The 16,547-nt window shown below is 68.1% G+C and carries 12 protein-coding genes and 2 pseudogenes; 2 read left to right on the top strand and 12 right to left on the bottom strand.

From position 1 onward, the window contains the following. Positions 1-366: 366 nt before the first annotated feature. Complete coding sequence (locus OOK34_RS35230) at positions 367-699, top strand: WhiB family transcriptional regulator (protein WP_267036543.1); 333 nt, start codon at positions 367-369, stop codon at positions 697-699. Positions 700-1,449: 750 nt separating this feature from the next. On the opposite strand, the pseudogene OOK34_RS35225 reads toward OOK34_RS35230, so the two are convergent. From OOK34_RS35225 to cas2e, 3 genes and pseudogenes are all read right to left on the bottom strand, one after another. Continuing rightward, positions 1,450-3,522 (bottom strand): annotated as a pseudogene (locus tag OOK34_RS35225) (family 43 glycosylhydrolase). A gap of 296 nt (positions 3,523-3,818) precedes the next feature. Continuing rightward, the gene (locus OOK34_RS35220; RefSeq protein WP_267036542.1) at positions 3,819-5,621 is read right to left on the bottom strand and encodes a family 43 glycosylhydrolase; all 1,803 of its coding nucleotides are present in this window, start codon (positions 5,619-5,621) and stop codon (positions 3,819-3,821) included. Positions 5,622-6,024: 403 nt separating this feature from the next. Next, a complete protein-coding gene (cas2e, locus tag OOK34_RS35215; protein ID WP_267036541.1) occupies positions 6,025-6,321 on the bottom strand; it encodes a type I-E CRISPR-associated endoribonuclease Cas2e in 297 nt (98 codons plus the stop codon). A gap of 103 nt (positions 6,322-6,424) precedes the next feature. On the opposite strand from cas2e, the pseudogene OOK34_RS35210 reads away from it, so the two are divergent. Beyond that, positions 6,425-6,640 (top strand): annotated as a pseudogene (locus OOK34_RS35210) (ABC transporter ATP-binding protein); the annotation flags it as partial. 91 nt (positions 6,641-6,731) lie between these two features. On the opposite strand, the gene OOK34_RS35205 reads toward OOK34_RS35210, so the two are convergent. The 9 genes from OOK34_RS35205 to OOK34_RS35165 form a co-directional block, all read right to left on the bottom strand. Continuing rightward, positions 6,732-8,213 (bottom strand): non-reducing end alpha-L-arabinofuranosidase family hydrolase, encoded by a 1,482-nt coding sequence (locus OOK34_RS35205; RefSeq protein ID WP_267036540.1) that lies wholly within the window; start codon positions 8,211-8,213, stop codon positions 6,732-6,734. Beyond that, positions 8,213-8,956, bottom strand: a complete 744-nt coding sequence (locus OOK34_RS35200; protein WP_267036931.1) for a cupin domain-containing protein — start codon at positions 8,954-8,956, stop codon at positions 8,213-8,215. Before OOK34_RS35200 ends, OOK34_RS35205 begins: the two co-directional genes overlap by 1 nt. After that, a complete protein-coding gene (locus tag OOK34_RS35195) occupies positions 8,953-9,813 on the bottom strand; it encodes a PmoA family protein (RefSeq protein ID WP_267036539.1) in 861 nt (286 codons plus the stop codon). The genes OOK34_RS35200 and OOK34_RS35195 overlap by 4 nt, the downstream gene beginning before the upstream one ends. Further along, the gene (locus OOK34_RS35190; protein WP_267036538.1) at positions 9,810-10,856 is read right to left on the bottom strand and encodes a Gfo/Idh/MocA family protein; all 1,047 of its coding nucleotides are present in this window, start codon (positions 10,854-10,856) and stop codon (positions 9,810-9,812) included. Before OOK34_RS35190 ends, OOK34_RS35195 begins: the two co-directional genes overlap by 4 nt. Continuing rightward, positions 10,853-11,911 (bottom strand): endo-1,4-beta-xylanase, encoded by a 1,059-nt coding sequence (locus tag OOK34_RS35185; protein ID WP_267036537.1) that lies wholly within the window; start codon positions 11,909-11,911, stop codon positions 10,853-10,855. The genes OOK34_RS35190 and OOK34_RS35185 overlap by 4 nt, the downstream gene beginning before the upstream one ends. Positions 11,912-11,940: 29 nt before the next feature. After that, on the bottom strand, positions 11,941-13,275 hold the full coding sequence (locus tag OOK34_RS35180) for a glycoside hydrolase (protein ID WP_267036536.1): 1,335 nt from the start codon (positions 13,273-13,275) through the stop codon (positions 11,941-11,943). 90 nt (positions 13,276-13,365) lie between these two features. Continuing rightward, positions 13,366-14,196, bottom strand: a complete 831-nt coding sequence (locus tag OOK34_RS35175) for a carbohydrate ABC transporter permease (protein ID WP_267036535.1) — start codon at positions 14,194-14,196, stop codon at positions 13,366-13,368. Then, positions 14,193-15,089 (bottom strand): carbohydrate ABC transporter permease, encoded by an 897-nt coding sequence (locus tag OOK34_RS35170; protein WP_267036930.1) that lies wholly within the window; start codon positions 15,087-15,089, stop codon positions 14,193-14,195. Before OOK34_RS35170 ends, OOK34_RS35175 begins: the two co-directional genes overlap by 4 nt. 85 nt (positions 15,090-15,174) lie before the next feature. After that, on the bottom strand, positions 15,175-16,467 hold the full coding sequence (locus tag OOK34_RS35165) for an extracellular solute-binding protein (RefSeq protein WP_267036534.1): 1,293 nt from the start codon (positions 16,465-16,467) through the stop codon (positions 15,175-15,177). Positions 16,468-16,547: the final 80 nt, after the last annotated feature.

Raw genomic sequence — 16,547 nt, 5'->3', positions numbered from 1 at the left:
TCCGATCGGGTGTTGACACAGAGGGTGTAGGGCCGCTGATCACGGCTCGCCCTCGTCGGTACACCCCTAAGTGGCCGGCCGGAGCGGAAAGGTTGCCGTTTCAAACATCTTTTGCCGAGACGCGGTCGCACCGTCTCACCGGACCCGGTGGCCCCGTGACACGCCCGGGCTGGTCCTTGCCGCCGGGGCCGCGGCCAGGAGCGCCACCTCGGAGCGTCCATCAGTAGGTGCCCGTCCTGGCGCTGGACAGCTTGTTCCCGTCCACCACCGCGTGACGCCACCGGTGGTGCCGCTCGTTGGGCCCGGGTGACAACTCCTCCCCCCGTCCCATGGTGGGGGGGGCAGGCCGATCGGGGAGAGGACGGCATGGGGGCGGTCGCGGGTGATGACGACGAATGGGGCAAGCGGGCACTTTGCCGTACTGCTGACCCCGAAGAGCTGTTCGCAGAAGGCGCCGCCCAGAACAGGGCGAAGGCTGTCTGTGGCGGCTGCCCGGTGCGCACGGAATGCCTCGCCCATGCTCTTGATCAGCGTATCGAGCACGGTGTCTGGGGAGGTATGACGGATCGGGAGCGACCCGCGCTCCTACGCCGGCGCCCCACGGTGACGTCGTGGCGAAAGCTGCTGCAGGCCGCCCACAGGGAGCACGACCGGTCAGCGCGTGCCGCAAACGGAGCGGGCTGGCAGGCAGCCGGCTGACGCGGTCGGTACGAAGCCGACGAGGCGACCCCTCTTCACAAGTCCGCGTTTAAACTCCGCGGCCTCGCCCGAGGGGCCAACCTGACACGGGGGGCCGAAAGGCTCACCCCAACATGGGCTCGAGAACAACGTCGATCGTCAGGGCGAACCGGGGCCGTGTGGTGCGACTGGTGCCTTGAGCCGCCTGGAGAGTCCGATCGCTGCTGCTGCCGAGCCACAGCCCCACGACCAGATCGGGAAGGTACTGCTCCATGGGGACCGCAGTGGGCCGGATCTGGCGGAGACGGTGCGGTAGTGCGGTGCGATCCGGACTGCCTCGGCGGGGTCGCGGGTGGGTTGTGGCCAGTTCCGGTGCGGGATGCGTTTGAGTTTGTAGTTGGACATCTTGCGTTTGACCACGCGGCGGTTGCTGCGTCGTCGCCGTCTCGGCAGGAGCCGGGCCAGGATCTCGCGGACCCCGTCGAGCAGTGCGCCGGCTAATCGCGCAGGGGAAAAACGCGACCTGCCGTGCCTGGCACACGGCTCAGGGCGGCGCCACGTCTCCCGAGCGCGCGGCGCGGCACGCAGCGGTCAGGACCGGCAACCCGGCGTTCGATCCTCTTCAGAAAGGGTTGCCGTCCGGTCCAAGATTTTTTCGGACCTCGCTGTCGGCCGTGCGACCTCGGGCGCGCGCAGACCGAAACTCCCCTTGCCCAGCGGGCAGGGGGAGTTTCCGTGGGCTTGAACCGGATACCGGTGTCAGCAGGAGGACTAGCCCGTGGAGCCGACGCGGACGAGCATCCACTGCTGGTTCACGCCGCCCCAGTCCGAATACTGGACGATGCCGGTCCCGTCGGCGGAGGAGAAGCCCGGTACCTCGACGGCCTTCCCGCTGTTGCGGTTGATCAACCGGACGTATCCGTCCGGTGAGTCCACCAACCGGAACTGCTGGTTCACGCCACCGTGGTCGCTCCACTGGTGGATGGCGGCGTTGTCGGCCGTCGACCAGCCGGAGACGTCCAGCAGCTTGCCGGAGTGCCTCGCCTTCAACCGGTAGTAGCCGCCACCGGAGTCCACGAACTGGAACTGCTGGTTGGGCCCGTCGTACCGGGCCCACTGCGTGAGGGCGGCGCCGTCCGCGGAGCTCACGCCCGCCACGTCCAGTGCCTTGCCGCTGTTGCGGTTGACCATGACGTACCAGGCGTTGGTGTCCACAGGGGCCGCCGGCGCGTTCGCGCGCAACTCGAAGCGTTCCACCAGCACTTCGCCGCCGAGGGCCCGGGTGGCATGGTTGAAGACGGCGAAGCGGTAGCCCATGAAGAAATGAGGCCTCTCGCTCATAGTGAAGGCCGGGCCGAGCCGGGTGAAGGTGGTGCCGTCGGTGCTGTAGGAGAACGTCGCCTGACGGCCCGGCCCCGGGCTGATGTCGGCGGCGGCGCGCAGCCAGACGCGGCTGCCGGACGCGGGGAGGTCGGCGCGGGCCTGCTCGGTGCCGGTGCTGCTGGTGTTCCAGCTGGCGTCCATGGTCAGGCCGTCGAACACCACCAGCCTGCTGACGCCGCCCTGCCGCGTGACGCCGATCCAGGCGGAGGAGTCCCGCAGCATCGCCAGCCCGGCCCGGTCGCCGTCCGCCATCCCGGAGCAGTCGAGCACGACGGTCGCGGTGGAGGCGGGGCCCTGGATGCGGCGGGTGAGGGTGTTGCGGGCGCTGTAGAGGTCGTCGGTGACGGTGGCGGTCCTGAGGGTGAGCCCGTTGTTGACGGTGAACGCGGCGGTGTCGGGGTTGTGGTTCCACTCCCAGTACGGCGCCAGCGCCGTTCCCTGGAAGGTGTCGGCGCCGGTCATCGGCGGGAGCGGGTGCGGGGTGACCGGGTAGGGGTATGTCTCGCCCCACGTGCCGTTGACGGTCTGGAGCTCGGGCCAGCCCTCGGCGTTCCAGGTGACCGGGGCCAGGGCGGGGACGCGGCCACCGGGATAGGCGTCGATGAAGCCCATGTAGTACCAGTCGCCGTTCGGGGTGTCGACCAGCGAGCCCTGGTGCGGTATGCCGCCGCCGGGGATCGGGCCGGGCAGGTCCAACAGCACCTCCCGCATCTTGTACGGGCCGAAGGGGCCTGATGTGGATTTCCAGATGTACTGGCCGTTGGGCGGGCGGGTGACGAAGATGTAGTAGTTCCCGTTGATCTTGTAGAAGCGGGAGCCCTCCATATAGTGGATCTCGTCGGGCTTGGTAAGCACGTGCTCGGACCTGACCTCGGTGCGCATGTCCGGGGAGAGCTGCGCGACGCGGATCTCGTTGGCGCCGTACGCCACGTACGGGGTGCCGTCGTCGTCGAAGAGCAGTCCCGCGTCGTAGTAATTGCTGCCGATCTCGGCGTGCCGGGTCCAGGGGCCCGCCGCGTTGGTGGCTCTGTATACGTACGACCGCTGCCCGCCGATCTGGCCCAGTCAGTAGAAGGTCCCGTCGCTGGGGCGGTGGCGCATCGAGGACGCATAGATGCCCTGGACGTACGCCCGTCCGCCGTTGAGGTCGTACGCGTCGCCGAAGTCGAGGACCGGCACCGAGTGGCCGATGAACTCCCAGTTGACCAGGTCGTAGGAGCGCAGGACGGGCGCGCCCGGCGAGAAGTGCATGGTCGAGCCGGTGTAGTAGTAAGCGTCGCCGACGCGGATGACCTCGAGGTCGGCGAAGTCCTGCCAGATCACCGGGTTGGTGAACCGCTCCTGCTGGGCCGTCGTGGCCGCCGCGCTCGCGCCTATCGCCGGCAGCGTGGTGCCCGCGACCAGGCCGACGGTGGCCGCCATGACTTTCCGGCGGCTGTGGGGGTGTTGGAGCCAGGACATACGAGATCAGCTTCCTCACGCGTGGGGGACCGAGAGCCGAAGTGTTAGCGTTAACATTTCCGAGGACGGGCCGTGCAGGGGGTGATCTGAGTGTCCCTAAGCATGTGCAGGAGCAGCCAGAGCGTTTGTCATTTCTGTCTGCAAGAGGCCACCAAGGGGTAGCGAATGCTCCGCATCGGAACGAGCAAAGGGACCGAGGGCTGACCCAGGCCGGGCGGCGAGATGAAGCCGTCGCGCAAAGGCACTGGACAGGGTCGGGCACCGGGTTGCCGGCCCGGGCCCGACCCTGTGTTGGTTCAGCTCTTGCCGGTCAGGCGCCAGACCTGGTTCTTCTTGGCGGCCAGGGCACTGGCGGAGTCACAGGTCCACTGGTGGACCAATGCTCCGACGGCGGTGGAGATCCCGCTGACGTCCACGCACTTGCCGCTGTGCACCGCGACGAGCTGGTAGTCGTTGGCGGCGACATGCCGCAGCGTGAACTGCTGGTTCGTGCCGCCGTGGCAGGTCCACTGATGGACCGCCTCACCGTCGGCGGTGGAGACACCGCGGATGTCGAGGCACTTGCCGCTGTGGCGGTTCACCAGGGAGTAGGTGTCCGCCACCCCTTGCACCGGACGGAAGTCGAACCGCTGTTCCTCACCGGCGCCGCAGGTGTACTGCCGGTACTGAGTGCCGTCGGTGGTGCTCTGGTTGGGGTCGTCCAGGCAGTGCCCGCTGTGCTGGACGACGGCGGTTGACGAGAAGGTGGACTGGCCGGTGGTGAACTGCCACCAGTTCATATTGAACAGGTACCCGCTGCCACCGGCGAAGCGCAGGTACAGATCGTGGGTCCCGGTCGCACCGGTAACAGGGCACGAGACCGTGCTCCAGGTCTGCCAGCCTCCGGTGCCCGACACCATGCATGTCCCGACCGTCGGCCCAGTAGCACTGTCCAGGTGCAGCTCAACTCGGCCGCCGCTGGTGTTTGAGGCCATCCTGGCGGTGAACGAGCCGGCACCGGTGCCGAATGCTACGCCCTTGACCTTGATGTAATCGCCGTTTTCAATCCAGCTGATGTTCATCCCGCCCTCGCTGGAGGGTTCGGTTTCGATGCCGCTGCCCCACGCGATGGACTCGGCTTCCTGGCGGACATAAGGATCGAGCGTGCCGGCCTGCGGCGCCCCGGCCGTCGTCATATTGATCGTCGGGATCGTTCCGTCAGCGTTGTAGGAAAACTTCTCCACTGCGACCGAGCGGGTGAAGCCGCCGCCGCCCGGGAGGGCGCCGTTGTGATAGAAGAAATACGAGTTGCCCTGAAAGTCCACGATGCCCGCGTGGTTGGTGAAGCTGTTGCCCTGGGCGGGCATGACTGTTCCACGGTAGGTCCACGGTCCGGTCGGGCTGGGTGCCGTGGAGTAGGCGATGAACTCCGAGCAGCACTTGGCGGCATACACCATGAAGTACATGCCGTTCCGCTTGTAGACCCATGGTGCTTCTTCGTACAGCGTGGGACGGTCGGGGTTGTCGGTGCGGGACCCGAAGCCCTCGGTGGTGAGCGGAATTCTGACGGGGCTGCCCGCGTAGGACGTCATGTCCGCATTCAGCTTGACGTACCAAAGATTCGGGTTGCCCCAGTACAGGTAGGCCTGGCCGTCGTCGTCGATGAAGACGGTCGGGTCGATCTCACTGTTCTCCACCAGCGGGTGGCCGAGGGCGTCCCGGAACGGGCCGGTGGGGCTGTCCGACACCGCCACGCCGATGGCGAATCGGCCGGTCGCCCGGACCGACACCGGCACGTACCAGTAGAACTTGCCGTCCCGTTCGACGGCCTGGCCCGCCCACGCGTTGGCGCCCGCCCAGCTGAAGGTGTTCAGGCTGAGCGGTGAGCCGTGGTCGGTCCAGTTGACCATGTCGGCGGAGGACCACGCCCGCCAGTCATTCATCACGAAGGAGGAGGTGGAGCCGTCCTCGTCGTGCCCGGTGTAGAGGTAGACCCGCCCGTTGTGCACCAGTGGGGCAGGGTCGGCGGTGTAGACGTGCTGCACGATCGGGTTGTCGGCCCTGGCCGCTGTGGGATGCACCGCGGCGGGAAGGACGGCGAACGCCAATATGAGGATCATCAGCACCCAGGCTGCCCGGGCGAGGCTCGTACCGGCGGCGGGTGACCTCACTGCGGCCGGGTGAGCCGTTGGCCTGTGGACGGTGGTACTGGCCATGGTGTGGTCCTTCCTGGTGCTGCGCGTCGGGGACTGAGCAGCTGGTCAGATGCGGAGGAGGGACGTTGGTGCGCTCGGGGTGTGGTCAGTGCGAACCGTGCGATGCGGACGGAGCCGCCGAGCGCTGGCGCTCCGTCAGACCGTCTTCGCCTTCTCGGATGCCGGGCGGGCGGGCGCTGCCTGCACGGGAGTTGGCGGTGTCGGCCATTGCGCTGCCTTTCGGTCGTCCGCAGCCTGCGCAACCTGGCAAGGGGCGACCTTCCATCCGAGAGGGGCCCACCCCCTGCTTCAATTCATACGGTCACAGCTATGGCTGGACGGCTGCGGTCATCCGGATCAAAGTGAGACCGTCGAAGTCGATCGGCACTCGGCGGCGTGTACCAGCTGTGCGGAGAGCACAGCCCTGCTCTGTGGGAGCCGTGTGGAAGAGGACCGCTTGGCCGTCGCCGACCACGGCCGAGACAGATGTCCACAGCTCGTCACGGACGCGGGCGGAGATCGTGCCGACGAAGATGCCGGGGACTGCTTCGGCGGTCCACCGACTGAGGGCGCCCCGGAGGTGGTCGGGGACCGCGGTGGTGGCGATGACCACCATCGACGGCATGTCAGCCCGCCTCCCCGCCGTAGTTGACGCCTGCGGGCAGGACGCCGGCCTTGGGGTCCCATAGGTGGACCATGTCGACGTGGTCTCGCTCGGTGGGGTTCTCAACGAACTCGCGGTACGCGACGTCATCACGCAGGCCGCCCGGACGACCACCGTCCTCGTCGTGGCACACCGCCTCTCAACGGTGACCCACGCCGACCGGATCGTGGTGATGGACGCAGAACGGGTACCCGCGGTGGGCACCCATGCGGAACTGCTCGGCCAAGACAGCCTGTACGCACGTCTGGCGGCCACCCAGTTCCTGGGACCGGCACGGTGACTCTTCTCTTCGCGTGACCCGGGCGGGCTCGGCCTCGTGTCGCCGAGCCCGCCACGCCGGCTCCGCTCCGGAGCCGGACCGTGTCACGTCGTCAGCGCTGCTGTGTCAGCAGACCCGGCCGGTAGGGCCATTGGCCGTAGTCGCCGCCGGAGTTGGGGTCGCGTCCCTGGTAGAGGAACTGCAGGTTGCAGGGATCGACGGTGAAGGTCTGATCGGCGCTGGTGCGGATCAGTTCGCCATGGCTGATGTCGTTGGTCCAGGTGGCGCCGCTGTTGGCCTTGCCGGCGAAGGAGTTGCTCTCGGTCGCGGCCTGGGGTGTCCATGAGCCGTTCAGGCTGGTGGCCGTGAACGAGCGGAAGTAGCGGCCCTGCGAGCCCCTCGCCTCGACGAGCATGAGGTAGCGGTCCTGGCCCTGGAGCTTGTAGACCTGCGGGGCTTCGAACAGGTTGTCCGCCGTATCGCTCATGATCGTCGTGTAGTTCGAGCCGAAACTGCTCGGGAAGTTCCCGATCGGCATGCTGGCCCGGTAGATCTTGCCGTTGTCACCGGCGAAGAACAGGTACATGTTCGTGCCGTCAGCTATGAGCGTCTGGTCGATGGGGCCTGTGGTGGAGCCGGTGATGCTTCCGGTGAAGAGCACCTGCTGTGAGGACCAGCCATTGGGGTTGGACGGGTCGCTCGACGTCCGGTAGGAGAAGGCGCTCCCGCCTCCCCACTGGTAGGCGAGCACCCAGATGTTCTTCGGCGCGAAGTAGAAGAGCGTGGGCGCGACGACGGAGTTCGACATCGTGTTCTGGCTGGCCGAGGCCATCTCCGGCCAGTTGCCGAACAGGCCGAAGTTCATCGAACCCCAGCCTGCTCCCGTTCCCGCGGCGCCGTGTGTCGTCGCATAGACGAGATGCTTGCCGTTGTAGGGGGCGACGGTGAAGTCCTTGAGCGACGCCCACCCGGCCTTGGGCTGCGCCAGTGCGCCCGTCGAGGTCCAGCGGTATGTCGACGGAAGAGCGCACGCACCGGGGTTGCCGGCACCGACCTTGACGAGCTGCCACTGCTGGTTGGTGCCGCCCCAGTCGTCGTACTGGACGACGTTCGCGTTGTCGGCGGTGGATCCGCCTTGTACCTCGAGAGCCTTGTTGCTGTGGCGCGCGATGAGCCTCACGTAGCCGTCCGAGCTGTCGGCCAGCCGCCACTGCTGGTTGGTCCCGTTCGCGTCGGCCCACTGGACGATCGAGGCGCCGTTCGCGGTGGAACCGTTCTGGACGTCCAGCACCTTGCCGGAGTGGCGGGACTTGATCCGGTAGTTACCGCCGCCGGAGTCGATGAACTGCCACTGCTGCTGGTTCTGATCGTTCCGGGTCCACTGGGTGATGCGGGCGCCGTCGCCGGTCGCCAGGTTGTAGACGTCCAGGGCCTTGCCGCTGTTGCGGTTGACCAGCACGTAGTAGGCGTTGGGGTCGACGGTCGCCGCGCTGGCGGGCTGGACGCTGAGGAAGGTGGCCAGGAGCAGCAAGGGCGCGAGGACGGCGAGCAGCCGTCGTCTCAGTTGGACCGGGGAGGGATGGCGAAACCACATCAGAAGGGCTCCTTTGGGGGGTGGGGGTGAGGTGACCCCGACGGACCGCGGAACGGCCGTATTGGGGGGGCGGGTACGGGATAGGTGTGAAGGCGGCCGCACATGCCGAAGCGTTGGTGCTCCGGACGCTCCAGTCGCGACACTTCGCCGTGGTCGAGGTGGGAGAGGTCTCCGGCCTTCAGCCGTTCCAGCTGACGGCCGGTCGTGACGGCAGCTGCCATGGGGCCGTCACGCCAGCGGATCCACCAGGCGTCCAGGAGCTCGCTCTTCAGGCGGTGGGCTGCGATGTGGAACTCCGGCAGCCCGCCTTCGCACAAGGCCAGGAAACCCTCGACCGCCAAGTCGCGGCGGCGGCGCGCTGCCGCGGAATAGTCGCCGGTCAGGGCTGCCGCCCTCCGGTAGGCGTGGGGATCGGCCAGGACCGGAGCAGGGAAGGTGAAGACGGCGTCGCCCGCCTCGGGAAGTCCGCCGTTCTGCATGAGCACCACGAGGCGCAGGCCGCCGTCGTTGACCAGGCGGTGGATCGTGCCGGGGGTGAACCAGACGACGTCGCCGGCGTGCAGCGGGGTCTCGGCGAAGCCGGAGGTGGTGAGGGTCTGGACACTGCCCGCGCCGCTGATGACGACGTAGGCTTCGGAGCAGACGAGGTGCATGTGGGGCGTGCCGCCGCACAGCCCGTCGGCGGCCTCCCAGTCGTACACGGTCAACCCGGAGATCCCCACGCCGCCGGGGAACGGGGTCACCACGGGTGTTCCGCGATGTGGCGGGACAGGCGCCCGGGGGCCCACGCACCGTCGGCCACGACGATCCGGTAGCGGCGCGACAGGGTCTCGCCCGGGGCCAGCGGCAGTTCCTCGTCGAATGCCAGGGAGGGGTTGACGGCTGGGAAGGGCTCACTGCGGACGAACCAGTCGCAGGGGGCGTCCGGATCGTCCAGGAACAGGAGCGTGGAGGAGCGGTCGACCTCGTCGTGCGTGCCGGTGAAGGCCAGCCAGTCACCCTGCTCGCCCATCGCGGGGCCGATCACTTCCCCGCCGGTGAAGTCGCGCGGGCCGCGCCAGAACAGGCCGGAGTATCCGGCGAGCCTTCTGCCCTGTGTGCCGGGGCTACCGAACAGCAGTCCGGCGCCCCGGACGTTGGTCAGTGCGGTGGTGACGTCCAGGGTCCAGGAGTCGGCCTCGACGTCGCGGGCGGTCAGCGTGCGGCGCTCGTCGATCCAGTGCTCCCCCGCCATCGTGTACCAGGCCAGGTCCTCGGTGATCACGGCGCGGCCGTGGCCTGTCTCGGCGGCCACGGTGAGGCTGCGCATCGTGCCGAGGTTCGGCAGGTCCACGTAGCCCTGGCCGCGCAAGTAGGTGCCGCCACCCCAGAAGTTGTGCCCCGAGAGCCACGACGCCGTGATCTGGATGCCCTTGTGCCAGCGGTGGTCGTGCGGCCGGTAGCCGGTGACCACGTCGCCGGCGAGCGTGCGCACCGGATGCAGGTAGGGTTTCGGCGCCTCGAAGGGGTCCATGACCGGCCGGTGCACGTACCGGAAGAGGTCGACGTCGCAGGCTCGGACGGTCAGCGAGTCCTCGTCCTCGATGAGTTCGAAGGTCATCGGAACACCTCCGGGCGCCCTCCGTTGAGCGAGCCGTAGAACGGGTCGGCCGCGTCGATCTCTCCGCGCCGGACCGGCAGGCCGGTGATCGCGGCCTTGTACAGGGCGGTGACCAGTTCCATGGTGGGCCTGCCGAGGTCGGGCCGGGTCCCCGCCTCGTAGTCGTCCAGGAAGGCCGCGAGTTGGGCGGTGTGCGAGCTGGGCAGGTCCTCCGGCGGCTCCCACTTCACGCTTTTCGAGCTGGTGGTGAACGTCCAGTCCGCGTTGGAGTAGCCGTACAGATGGCGCAGTTCGACCGTGGCATCGGTGAGATCGAACCGCAGGTAGCTCTCCTCGCGCGGGGAAAGGACGCTGTTGACGACCGTCGCGATGGCTCCGTTCTCGAACCGGACGAGGGCCGCGGACACGTCCTCGGTCTGGACGTCGCGTTCGAGGCGGCCGGCCATCGCGCGTACCTCGGCCCATTCGCCGAGCACCGCGAGCATCAGGTCCATCTGGTGGATGCCGTGGCCCAGGGTCGGGCCGCCGCCTTCGCTCTCCCAGGTGCCGCGCCAGGGCACGTCGTAATAGGCGTCGTCGCGATACCACGCCGTGACGCACTGCGCGACCAGGGCACGGCCCAGCGTCCCGGCCGCGATCCGGTCGCGCAGGTACCGGGCCCCCGAGCCGTACCTGTGCTGGAACACCGCGCCCGCGAGGGCGGGCCCTTCGGCGCGACGGATCCGGTCGAGCTCGGCCAGCGACAGGGCCACCGGCTTCTCGCACCAGACCCACGCGCCCGACTCCAGGCAGGCCACGGCCTGGTCGGCGTGCAGGAACGGAGGCGTGCACAGGTGAACGAGGTCCGGCCTCTGCTCCTGGAGCATCGTGTGCAGGTCGGTGTAGACCGCGGGTATGCCGTGTTCGGCCGCGAAGGCCTCGGCGCGCGCGGCGTCCACGTCGACGGCGGCCACGATCAGGGCCCGGTGCGCCTGCGCCCGGAGGGCGGGAACGTGGCATATGCCCGCGATCCCGCCCGTTCCGACGATCGCCGTTCTGATCATCCGCCCAGCACCTTCCTGATCGAGTGATAGGCGGGCTTGGGCAGCAGGTTCTCGTCGTAGGGCAGCGCTGCGCCCTCACCGGGGAAGACGGAGGGGATCCACGAGTACTTGTCCGTGTAGTCCCAGATGGTGATGCCGACGCATTTCCTGACCGCCAGGCAGGCCTTGACGTAGTCGGCGTACCAGGTGGCCTGGGTGGCGAGCATCGAAGGGGTCGCGGGGAGGTTCATCCGGATGTCGAGCTCGGTGATCGCGACCTCGACCCCGAGGTCGGCGAAGCGCTGCATGTTCTGCTGGACATCGGCCGGGAAGCCGTACTGGAGCGCCAGATGGCCCTGGATGCCGAAGCCCTCCACCGGAACGCCGTCGGCCTTCAACTGCTTGATCAGGGTGTAATAGGCGTCGCTCTTGGGGCCTATCCCGTCGACGTTGTAGTCGTTGAGGTACAGCTTGGCGTGCCGGTCGGCCTCGTGGGCCCAGCGCAGGGCGTCGGCGATGTAGCCGGGGCCGAGCGTCTTGTAGAAGAGTGATTCGCGGTAGGTGCCGTCGTCGTTGAAGGCCTCGTTGACGACGTCCCAGTGGATCACCTGGCCCTTGAAGTGCCGGACCTGCGTCTGGATGTGGTTCTTGAGGACGGCGCGCAGTTCGTCGGCGGTCCAGGCGTGCTCGGTGAGCCAGGCGGGGAGCTGGTTGTGCCAGATGAGGGTGTGGCCGCGGACCTTCTGGTGGTGGGCCTTGGCGAACGAGACGACCTCGTCGGCGGCGGTGAAGTCGAAGACGCCGCGTTCGGGCTCGGTGGCGTACCACTTCATGGCGTTGCCGGGGGTGGTCTGCCCGAATTCGCTGCCGAGGAGCTTCAGATAGGCGGCGTCGGTGAACTCGGGGTTGTCGGTGGCGGAGCCTAAGTACTTGTGGTGCTTCTTGGCCAGTTCTCCGAGCGTCCTGGGGCGGGGCTCGGCGGCTGCGGGCGCGGCGCCGAGGCCGGCCGCCAGGCAGACGGCGGCGGACAGAGCGGTGAGAATCCGGGACGTGGACCTGGACCTGGGAATGGGCATGACGGACTACTCCTGCGGTGATGGTCGGTTCAGTCGAGGACGATCGTGGTCAGCGCGCGTGGGGCGAGCGTCGCCTTGAGGGTCGTGCCATGGGTGGAGACGATGTCGGCCGGGGTGATCGAGCGGGTCTCGTCGGTGACGTAGCCGTCGGGGCGGCGGTCGTGCCCGCCGCGGAGAGAGAACTCGGCGGAGCTTTCGGTGGTCGCGGTGTTGAGGATCTCGATCACGCGGCTGCCGTCGGTGTTGCGGAAGGCCGTGATCTGCAGTGCCGGGCCGGCGTTCGTGACCGGCACGCGGACGGCGCCGGGGCGGATGAACCGGCTGAAGGCGGCCAGCGCCCAGTACCGCTTGGACACCCGGTAGTCGTCACCGGGGTTGGCGAGCTGGATGAGCCCTCGGGTCGCGCCGAGGGACGCGCCGGTCCAGTAGACGTAGGCGTTGGCGTTGCCGACGGCCAGGGTGTTCTGGATGTCGGCCGCGACGGTGAGACCGTCGTAGCCGCTGCCGTCGTGCCAGTTCTCGTTCCAGGTGGCGCCGTCCGGCGACCATTCCGACATCCACACGTGCTTGTCGGTCGGCTGCGCCACCTCGGTCGGACCGCTGTAGCGGTGTCCGGTGATGGTCCGCACGGCCTTGCCGGCCGCGGGGTCCGCCTCGATGGCTTCGGTGTAGGCGACCTGTCGGTCCCAGCCCGCGGCGTCGCAGCAGACCACCCCGGTCTTCAGTCCGGACGCGCGGACGGTCGGCCCGAGCACCTTGAGGAAGTCGACGGCCTGCTGCGGGGTGAACCGCATCGAGGCGTAGGTCGCCGTCCAGTCGGGTTCGTTGGTGAACCCGAGGTCGGTGATCCCGATGCCCTCCTGCCGGTAGAACTTCGCGTACTGGACGAGGTAGTTCGCGTAGGCCTGGCGCCATTCGGGGCGCAGCTCGCCGCCGTCGTTCTCGCTTCCGTTGGTCTTCATGAAGGCCGGGGCGCTCCAGGCGTCGGCGAAGAACCGTGTGACGCCGTAGTCCTTGGCCTCCTTGGCGAGCCAGACCTGACCGCCGTCCCAGCCGTCCCAGACGTACTTCGGCGTGGCCTGCGGCCCGCCGGGATCGGCCGGCAGGATCGTCGGCATGTGGTCGTAGACCCTGTCGGCCGACGACCCGATGCCCAGGCGCAGGATCGAAAGGCCCGCGCCCTTGTCCTTACTGAGCAGCAGGTCGAGCACCTCGCGCTGCTTGGCCGGGCTGAGGCCGCGTGCGCCGTGCAGCAGGTCGGCCCGCTGGAAGGCCATCGAGAAGCCGAATCCGTCTATGGGCTGGAGTTCGGCGCGGAAGTCGATGACGGGGTGCGCGGGGGCGGGGTGCGCGGGGGCGGCCACAGCCTGTGTTGTTAGCGCTAACAAAACTGCGGTCGATGCGGCCAGGCGTTTCACGGCGTCTCCTCGGGGGTGGAGGTCGGGCGGGACGGGTCAGCCCTTGGTGGCGCCCGCGGTCAGTCCGCCGATCAGCTGCCGCTCGGCGACGGCGTAGAAGGCGAGGGCGGGGACCATCGCGAGCACGATGTAGGCGAGGACGAGCGCGTAGTCGGTCGAGTACTGGCCCTGGAACTGCTGGACGCCGACCGGGATCGTCTGCCATTTCGGGTCGTTGAACACCAGCAGCGGCAGGAAGAAGTTGTTCCAGCTCGCGACGATCGCCAGCACCGAAACCGTGCCGAGCGCCGGACGCGCCATCGGCAGCAGGATCTTCCAGAAGAAGCGGAACTTGCCGCAGCCGTCCATGACGGCCGCCTCCTCGACCTCTGCCGGGACGGTCCGGAAGAACCCGCGCAGAATGATGATCGTCATGGGGAGCCCGAAGGCCGCCTGCGGGAGGATCACTCCGAGCGGGTTGTCGAGCAGGTCGAAGTTGCGCAGCAGCAGGAACAGCGGCAGGACGGCCACCGCGAACGGGAACATCAGCCCGATCGTGAACAGCGTGTAGAACAGCTCCCTGCCCCGGAAGGCGTAGCGGGCCAGTACGAACGCCGCCATCGCGGAGACCGCCACCGTGCAGCATGCCGTGCCGATCGCGATGCCCGCACTGTTGGCGATCTGCCGCCAGAACATTCCGTCGCCGAGAATGCCGGTGTAGTTGCCGGTCTTCCAGTGCTCCGGCAGCCCGAACGGGTTGGTCGTCAGCTCGCCGGTGCTCTTGAACCCGGAGATCACCGCGTAGACCAGCGGCACGACGACGAACGCGCCGATCAGCCAGACCACGGCGTGCAGCGACAGGCCGCGGGTCGTTCTGCGGGCGTTCATCGGCCACCTCCCGTGGTGACGGCCCCGCTCAGGTCACGGCGCAGAACGTACCGCTGGTAGAAGAGGGAGAAGACCAGACTGATCATGAACAGGACCACGCTGATCGCACTGGCGTAGCCGACCTGGTAGCGCTTGAACCCGAACTGGAACATCGAGATCGCCATCGTCTCGGAGGAGTGGTTGGGCCCGCCCGCGGTCATGACCCAGACGAGGTCGAAGAGCTGGATGGCGCCGATGACCGAAAGGAAGACGCTGATCCGGATCGTCGGGCCGAGCAACGGCAGCGTCACGTGCCGGAAGCGCTGCCAGGCGCCGGCGCCGTCGATGGAGGCTGCCTCGAGGATCTCGCCCGGGATGCTTTGCAGCCCGGCGAGGAAGAGCATCATGTGGAACCCGAAGTACTTCCAGGTCATGACCACGAACAGGGTCGGCATGACCGTCGAGGGATCGGCGAGCCACTTGCCCTGCAGCCCCTCCAGGCCGAGGGCGCCCGCGAGATGGTCGGCCATGCCGCCACCGGGAAGGAAGATCATCGTGAAGAGGACCGCCGTGACCACTTCGGACAGGATGTACGGCGCGAAGAACAGCATCCGGTAGACGGCCCGGCCGCGCAGCCTCTGGTTGAGCAGGACGGCGGTGAACAGCGCGAACGGCAACTGCACCGTGATCGACAGCGTGATCAGGTACAGCCCGCGCTCCAGATCGCCGAGGAAGACCTGATCCCGGAAGAGGGTGGCGTAGTTCCCGAAGCCGACGAACTCCTCCAGGGGGCCGACCCCGCCCCACTTGAAGAAGCCGGTGTAGACGGCGACCGCGATGGGGGCGAGGACGAAGACGAGGAAGAGGACCAGAGCCGGGACGAGGAACCAGGCGACGGACGCCCAGCTTCCCAGCCGGCGCGGGAGCGAGCGTGCCGGGGCGGGCGGGCCCACCGGCCCGGCGTCCTGCGTCCGCTCCTTGGTCAGGGTGGACACGGAGCTAGGCACCCTTCGCAGCCTCGGTGATCGACTTGGTGACCTGCTCGGGCGTCTTCTTGCCCGCGATGAGGTCGGCGACGCTGTCGTTGACCTCCTGGCCGACCGCCGGCGGGTAGGCCTGGTCGAGGAAGAGCTGGAAGCCCGTCGCCTTGACCAGGCTGTCGGCCACCACCTTCCTGTTGGGGTCGGTGAGCTGGCTCTCCGCGCCCTTGACCACCGGCAGGTAGCCGTTGGAGGCCAGCAGCTTGGACTGGTTGTCCAGAACGAAGAACTTCAGGAAGTCCAGCGCCTCCTTCGACGCACCCTTGCGCAGCGCGAAGCCACCGCCACCGCCGAACACGTCGGTGGCCCGACCGACCCCGCCGTCGACCGTGGGGAAGGGGAAGAAGCCCAGGTCCGCGCCGAGGTCGGCGCCCGCGTCCTTCTGCACCGACGGCCCCCACTGCCCCATCAGCTCCATGGCGGCCTTGCCGTTGCCCATGGTCGCGGCCTGGCCGCCGGGGGTGGCGTAGCCGGCGCCGAGGAAGGCAGTCTGGAACGGCTGGAGGTCGACCAGCTCCTTGAGGTGGGTGCCTGCCTGGACGAAGCCCGCGCCGGTGAAGTCCTTGGCGGTCGCGGCCTGCTGCAGCGCGGGGAGGCCTGCGACGCGCATTGCGAGGTAGGCCCAGTAGTAGTGGCCGGGCCATTTCTCCTTGCCCGCGAGGGCGATCGGAGTGACGCCCGCCGCCTTGAGCTTCTTGACGTCTTCCAGGAGCTCGGCCCAGGTGGCCGGCGGAGCGGCGATCCCGGCCTTGGCGAAGAGCTTCTTGTTGTACCAGAAGCCGACCATGCCGACGTCGTAGGGCACCCCGTAGGTCCGGCCCTCGAACTGATAGGCCTGCAGCGAGACCGGGGTGAGCTCGGACGACCAGCCGAACACGTCGGTGAGGTCCTCGACCAGCCCCGCGTCGACCTGCTGCCGCAGAACGCCGCCGCCCCAGGTCTGGAAGACGTCGGGGAGCTTTCCCGAAGAGGTGGTGGCGGTCAGCTTGGACTTGAACGCCTCGTTCTCCAACGAGGTCGTCTTGATCGTGATGTTCGGGTGGGCGGCCGTGAACGCCGAGGAAATCTGCGGGAAGAGGGACTTCCCCGGCTCCGTCGTGGCGATGTTCCACCACGCGAAGGTCACCTTGCCGCCGGCCGTCGGCATCGAGCCGGAGTCCCCGCCGCCACAGGCCGCGGTCAGCGAGACGGACAGAGCGGTCAGGCCCGAGAGCGCCAGGAAGCTTCGTCGGCTCGGGGGTGTGCTGGCCATGGGACCTCCGGGGTGGGGAACACGGTTCGATTTCGAAATTCTTTCGCAACATCCTCGATTCGGTGCTGCCACAAACTAGG

It is taken from the genome of Streptomyces sp. NBC_00091 (genome assembly GCF_026343185.1).
Lineage (GTDB): Bacteria > Actinomycetota > Actinomycetes > Streptomycetales > Streptomycetaceae > Streptomyces.
This window is presented reverse-complemented; position numbering and strand designations above follow the sequence as displayed.

Bases quoted from the DNA above. Each gene is read 5' to 3' on its own strand.
- OOK34_RS35230 (WP_267036543.1), top strand. From the start codon at position 367: ATGGGGGCGGTCGCGGGTGATGACGACGAATGGGGCAAGCGGGCACTT.
- OOK34_RS35220 (WP_267036542.1), bottom strand. From the start codon at position 5,621: ATGATCCTCATATTGGCGTTCGCCGTCCTTCCCGCCGCGGTGCATCCC.
- cas2e (WP_267036541.1), bottom strand. From the start codon at position 6,321: ATGCCGTCGATGGTGGTCATCGCCACCACCGCGGTCCCCGACCACCTC.
- OOK34_RS35205 (WP_267036540.1), bottom strand. From the start codon at position 8,213: ATGTGGTTTCGCCATCCCTCCCCGGTCCAACTGAGACGACGGCTGCTC.
- OOK34_RS35195 (WP_267036539.1), bottom strand. From the start codon at position 9,813: ATGACCTTCGAACTCATCGAGGACGAGGACTCGCTGACCGTCCGAGCC.
- OOK34_RS35190 (WP_267036538.1), bottom strand. From the start codon at position 10,856: ATGATCAGAACGGCGATCGTCGGAACGGGCGGGATCGCGGGCATATGC.
- OOK34_RS35185 (WP_267036537.1), bottom strand. From the start codon at position 11,911: ATGCCCATTCCCAGGTCCAGGTCCACGTCCCGGATTCTCACCGCTCTG.
- OOK34_RS35175 (WP_267036535.1), bottom strand. From the start codon at position 14,196: ATGAACGCCCGCAGAACGACCCGCGGCCTGTCGCTGCACGCCGTGGTC.
- OOK34_RS35165 (WP_267036534.1), bottom strand. From the start codon at position 16,467: ATGGCCAGCACACCCCCGAGCCGACGAAGCTTCCTGGCGCTCTCGGGC.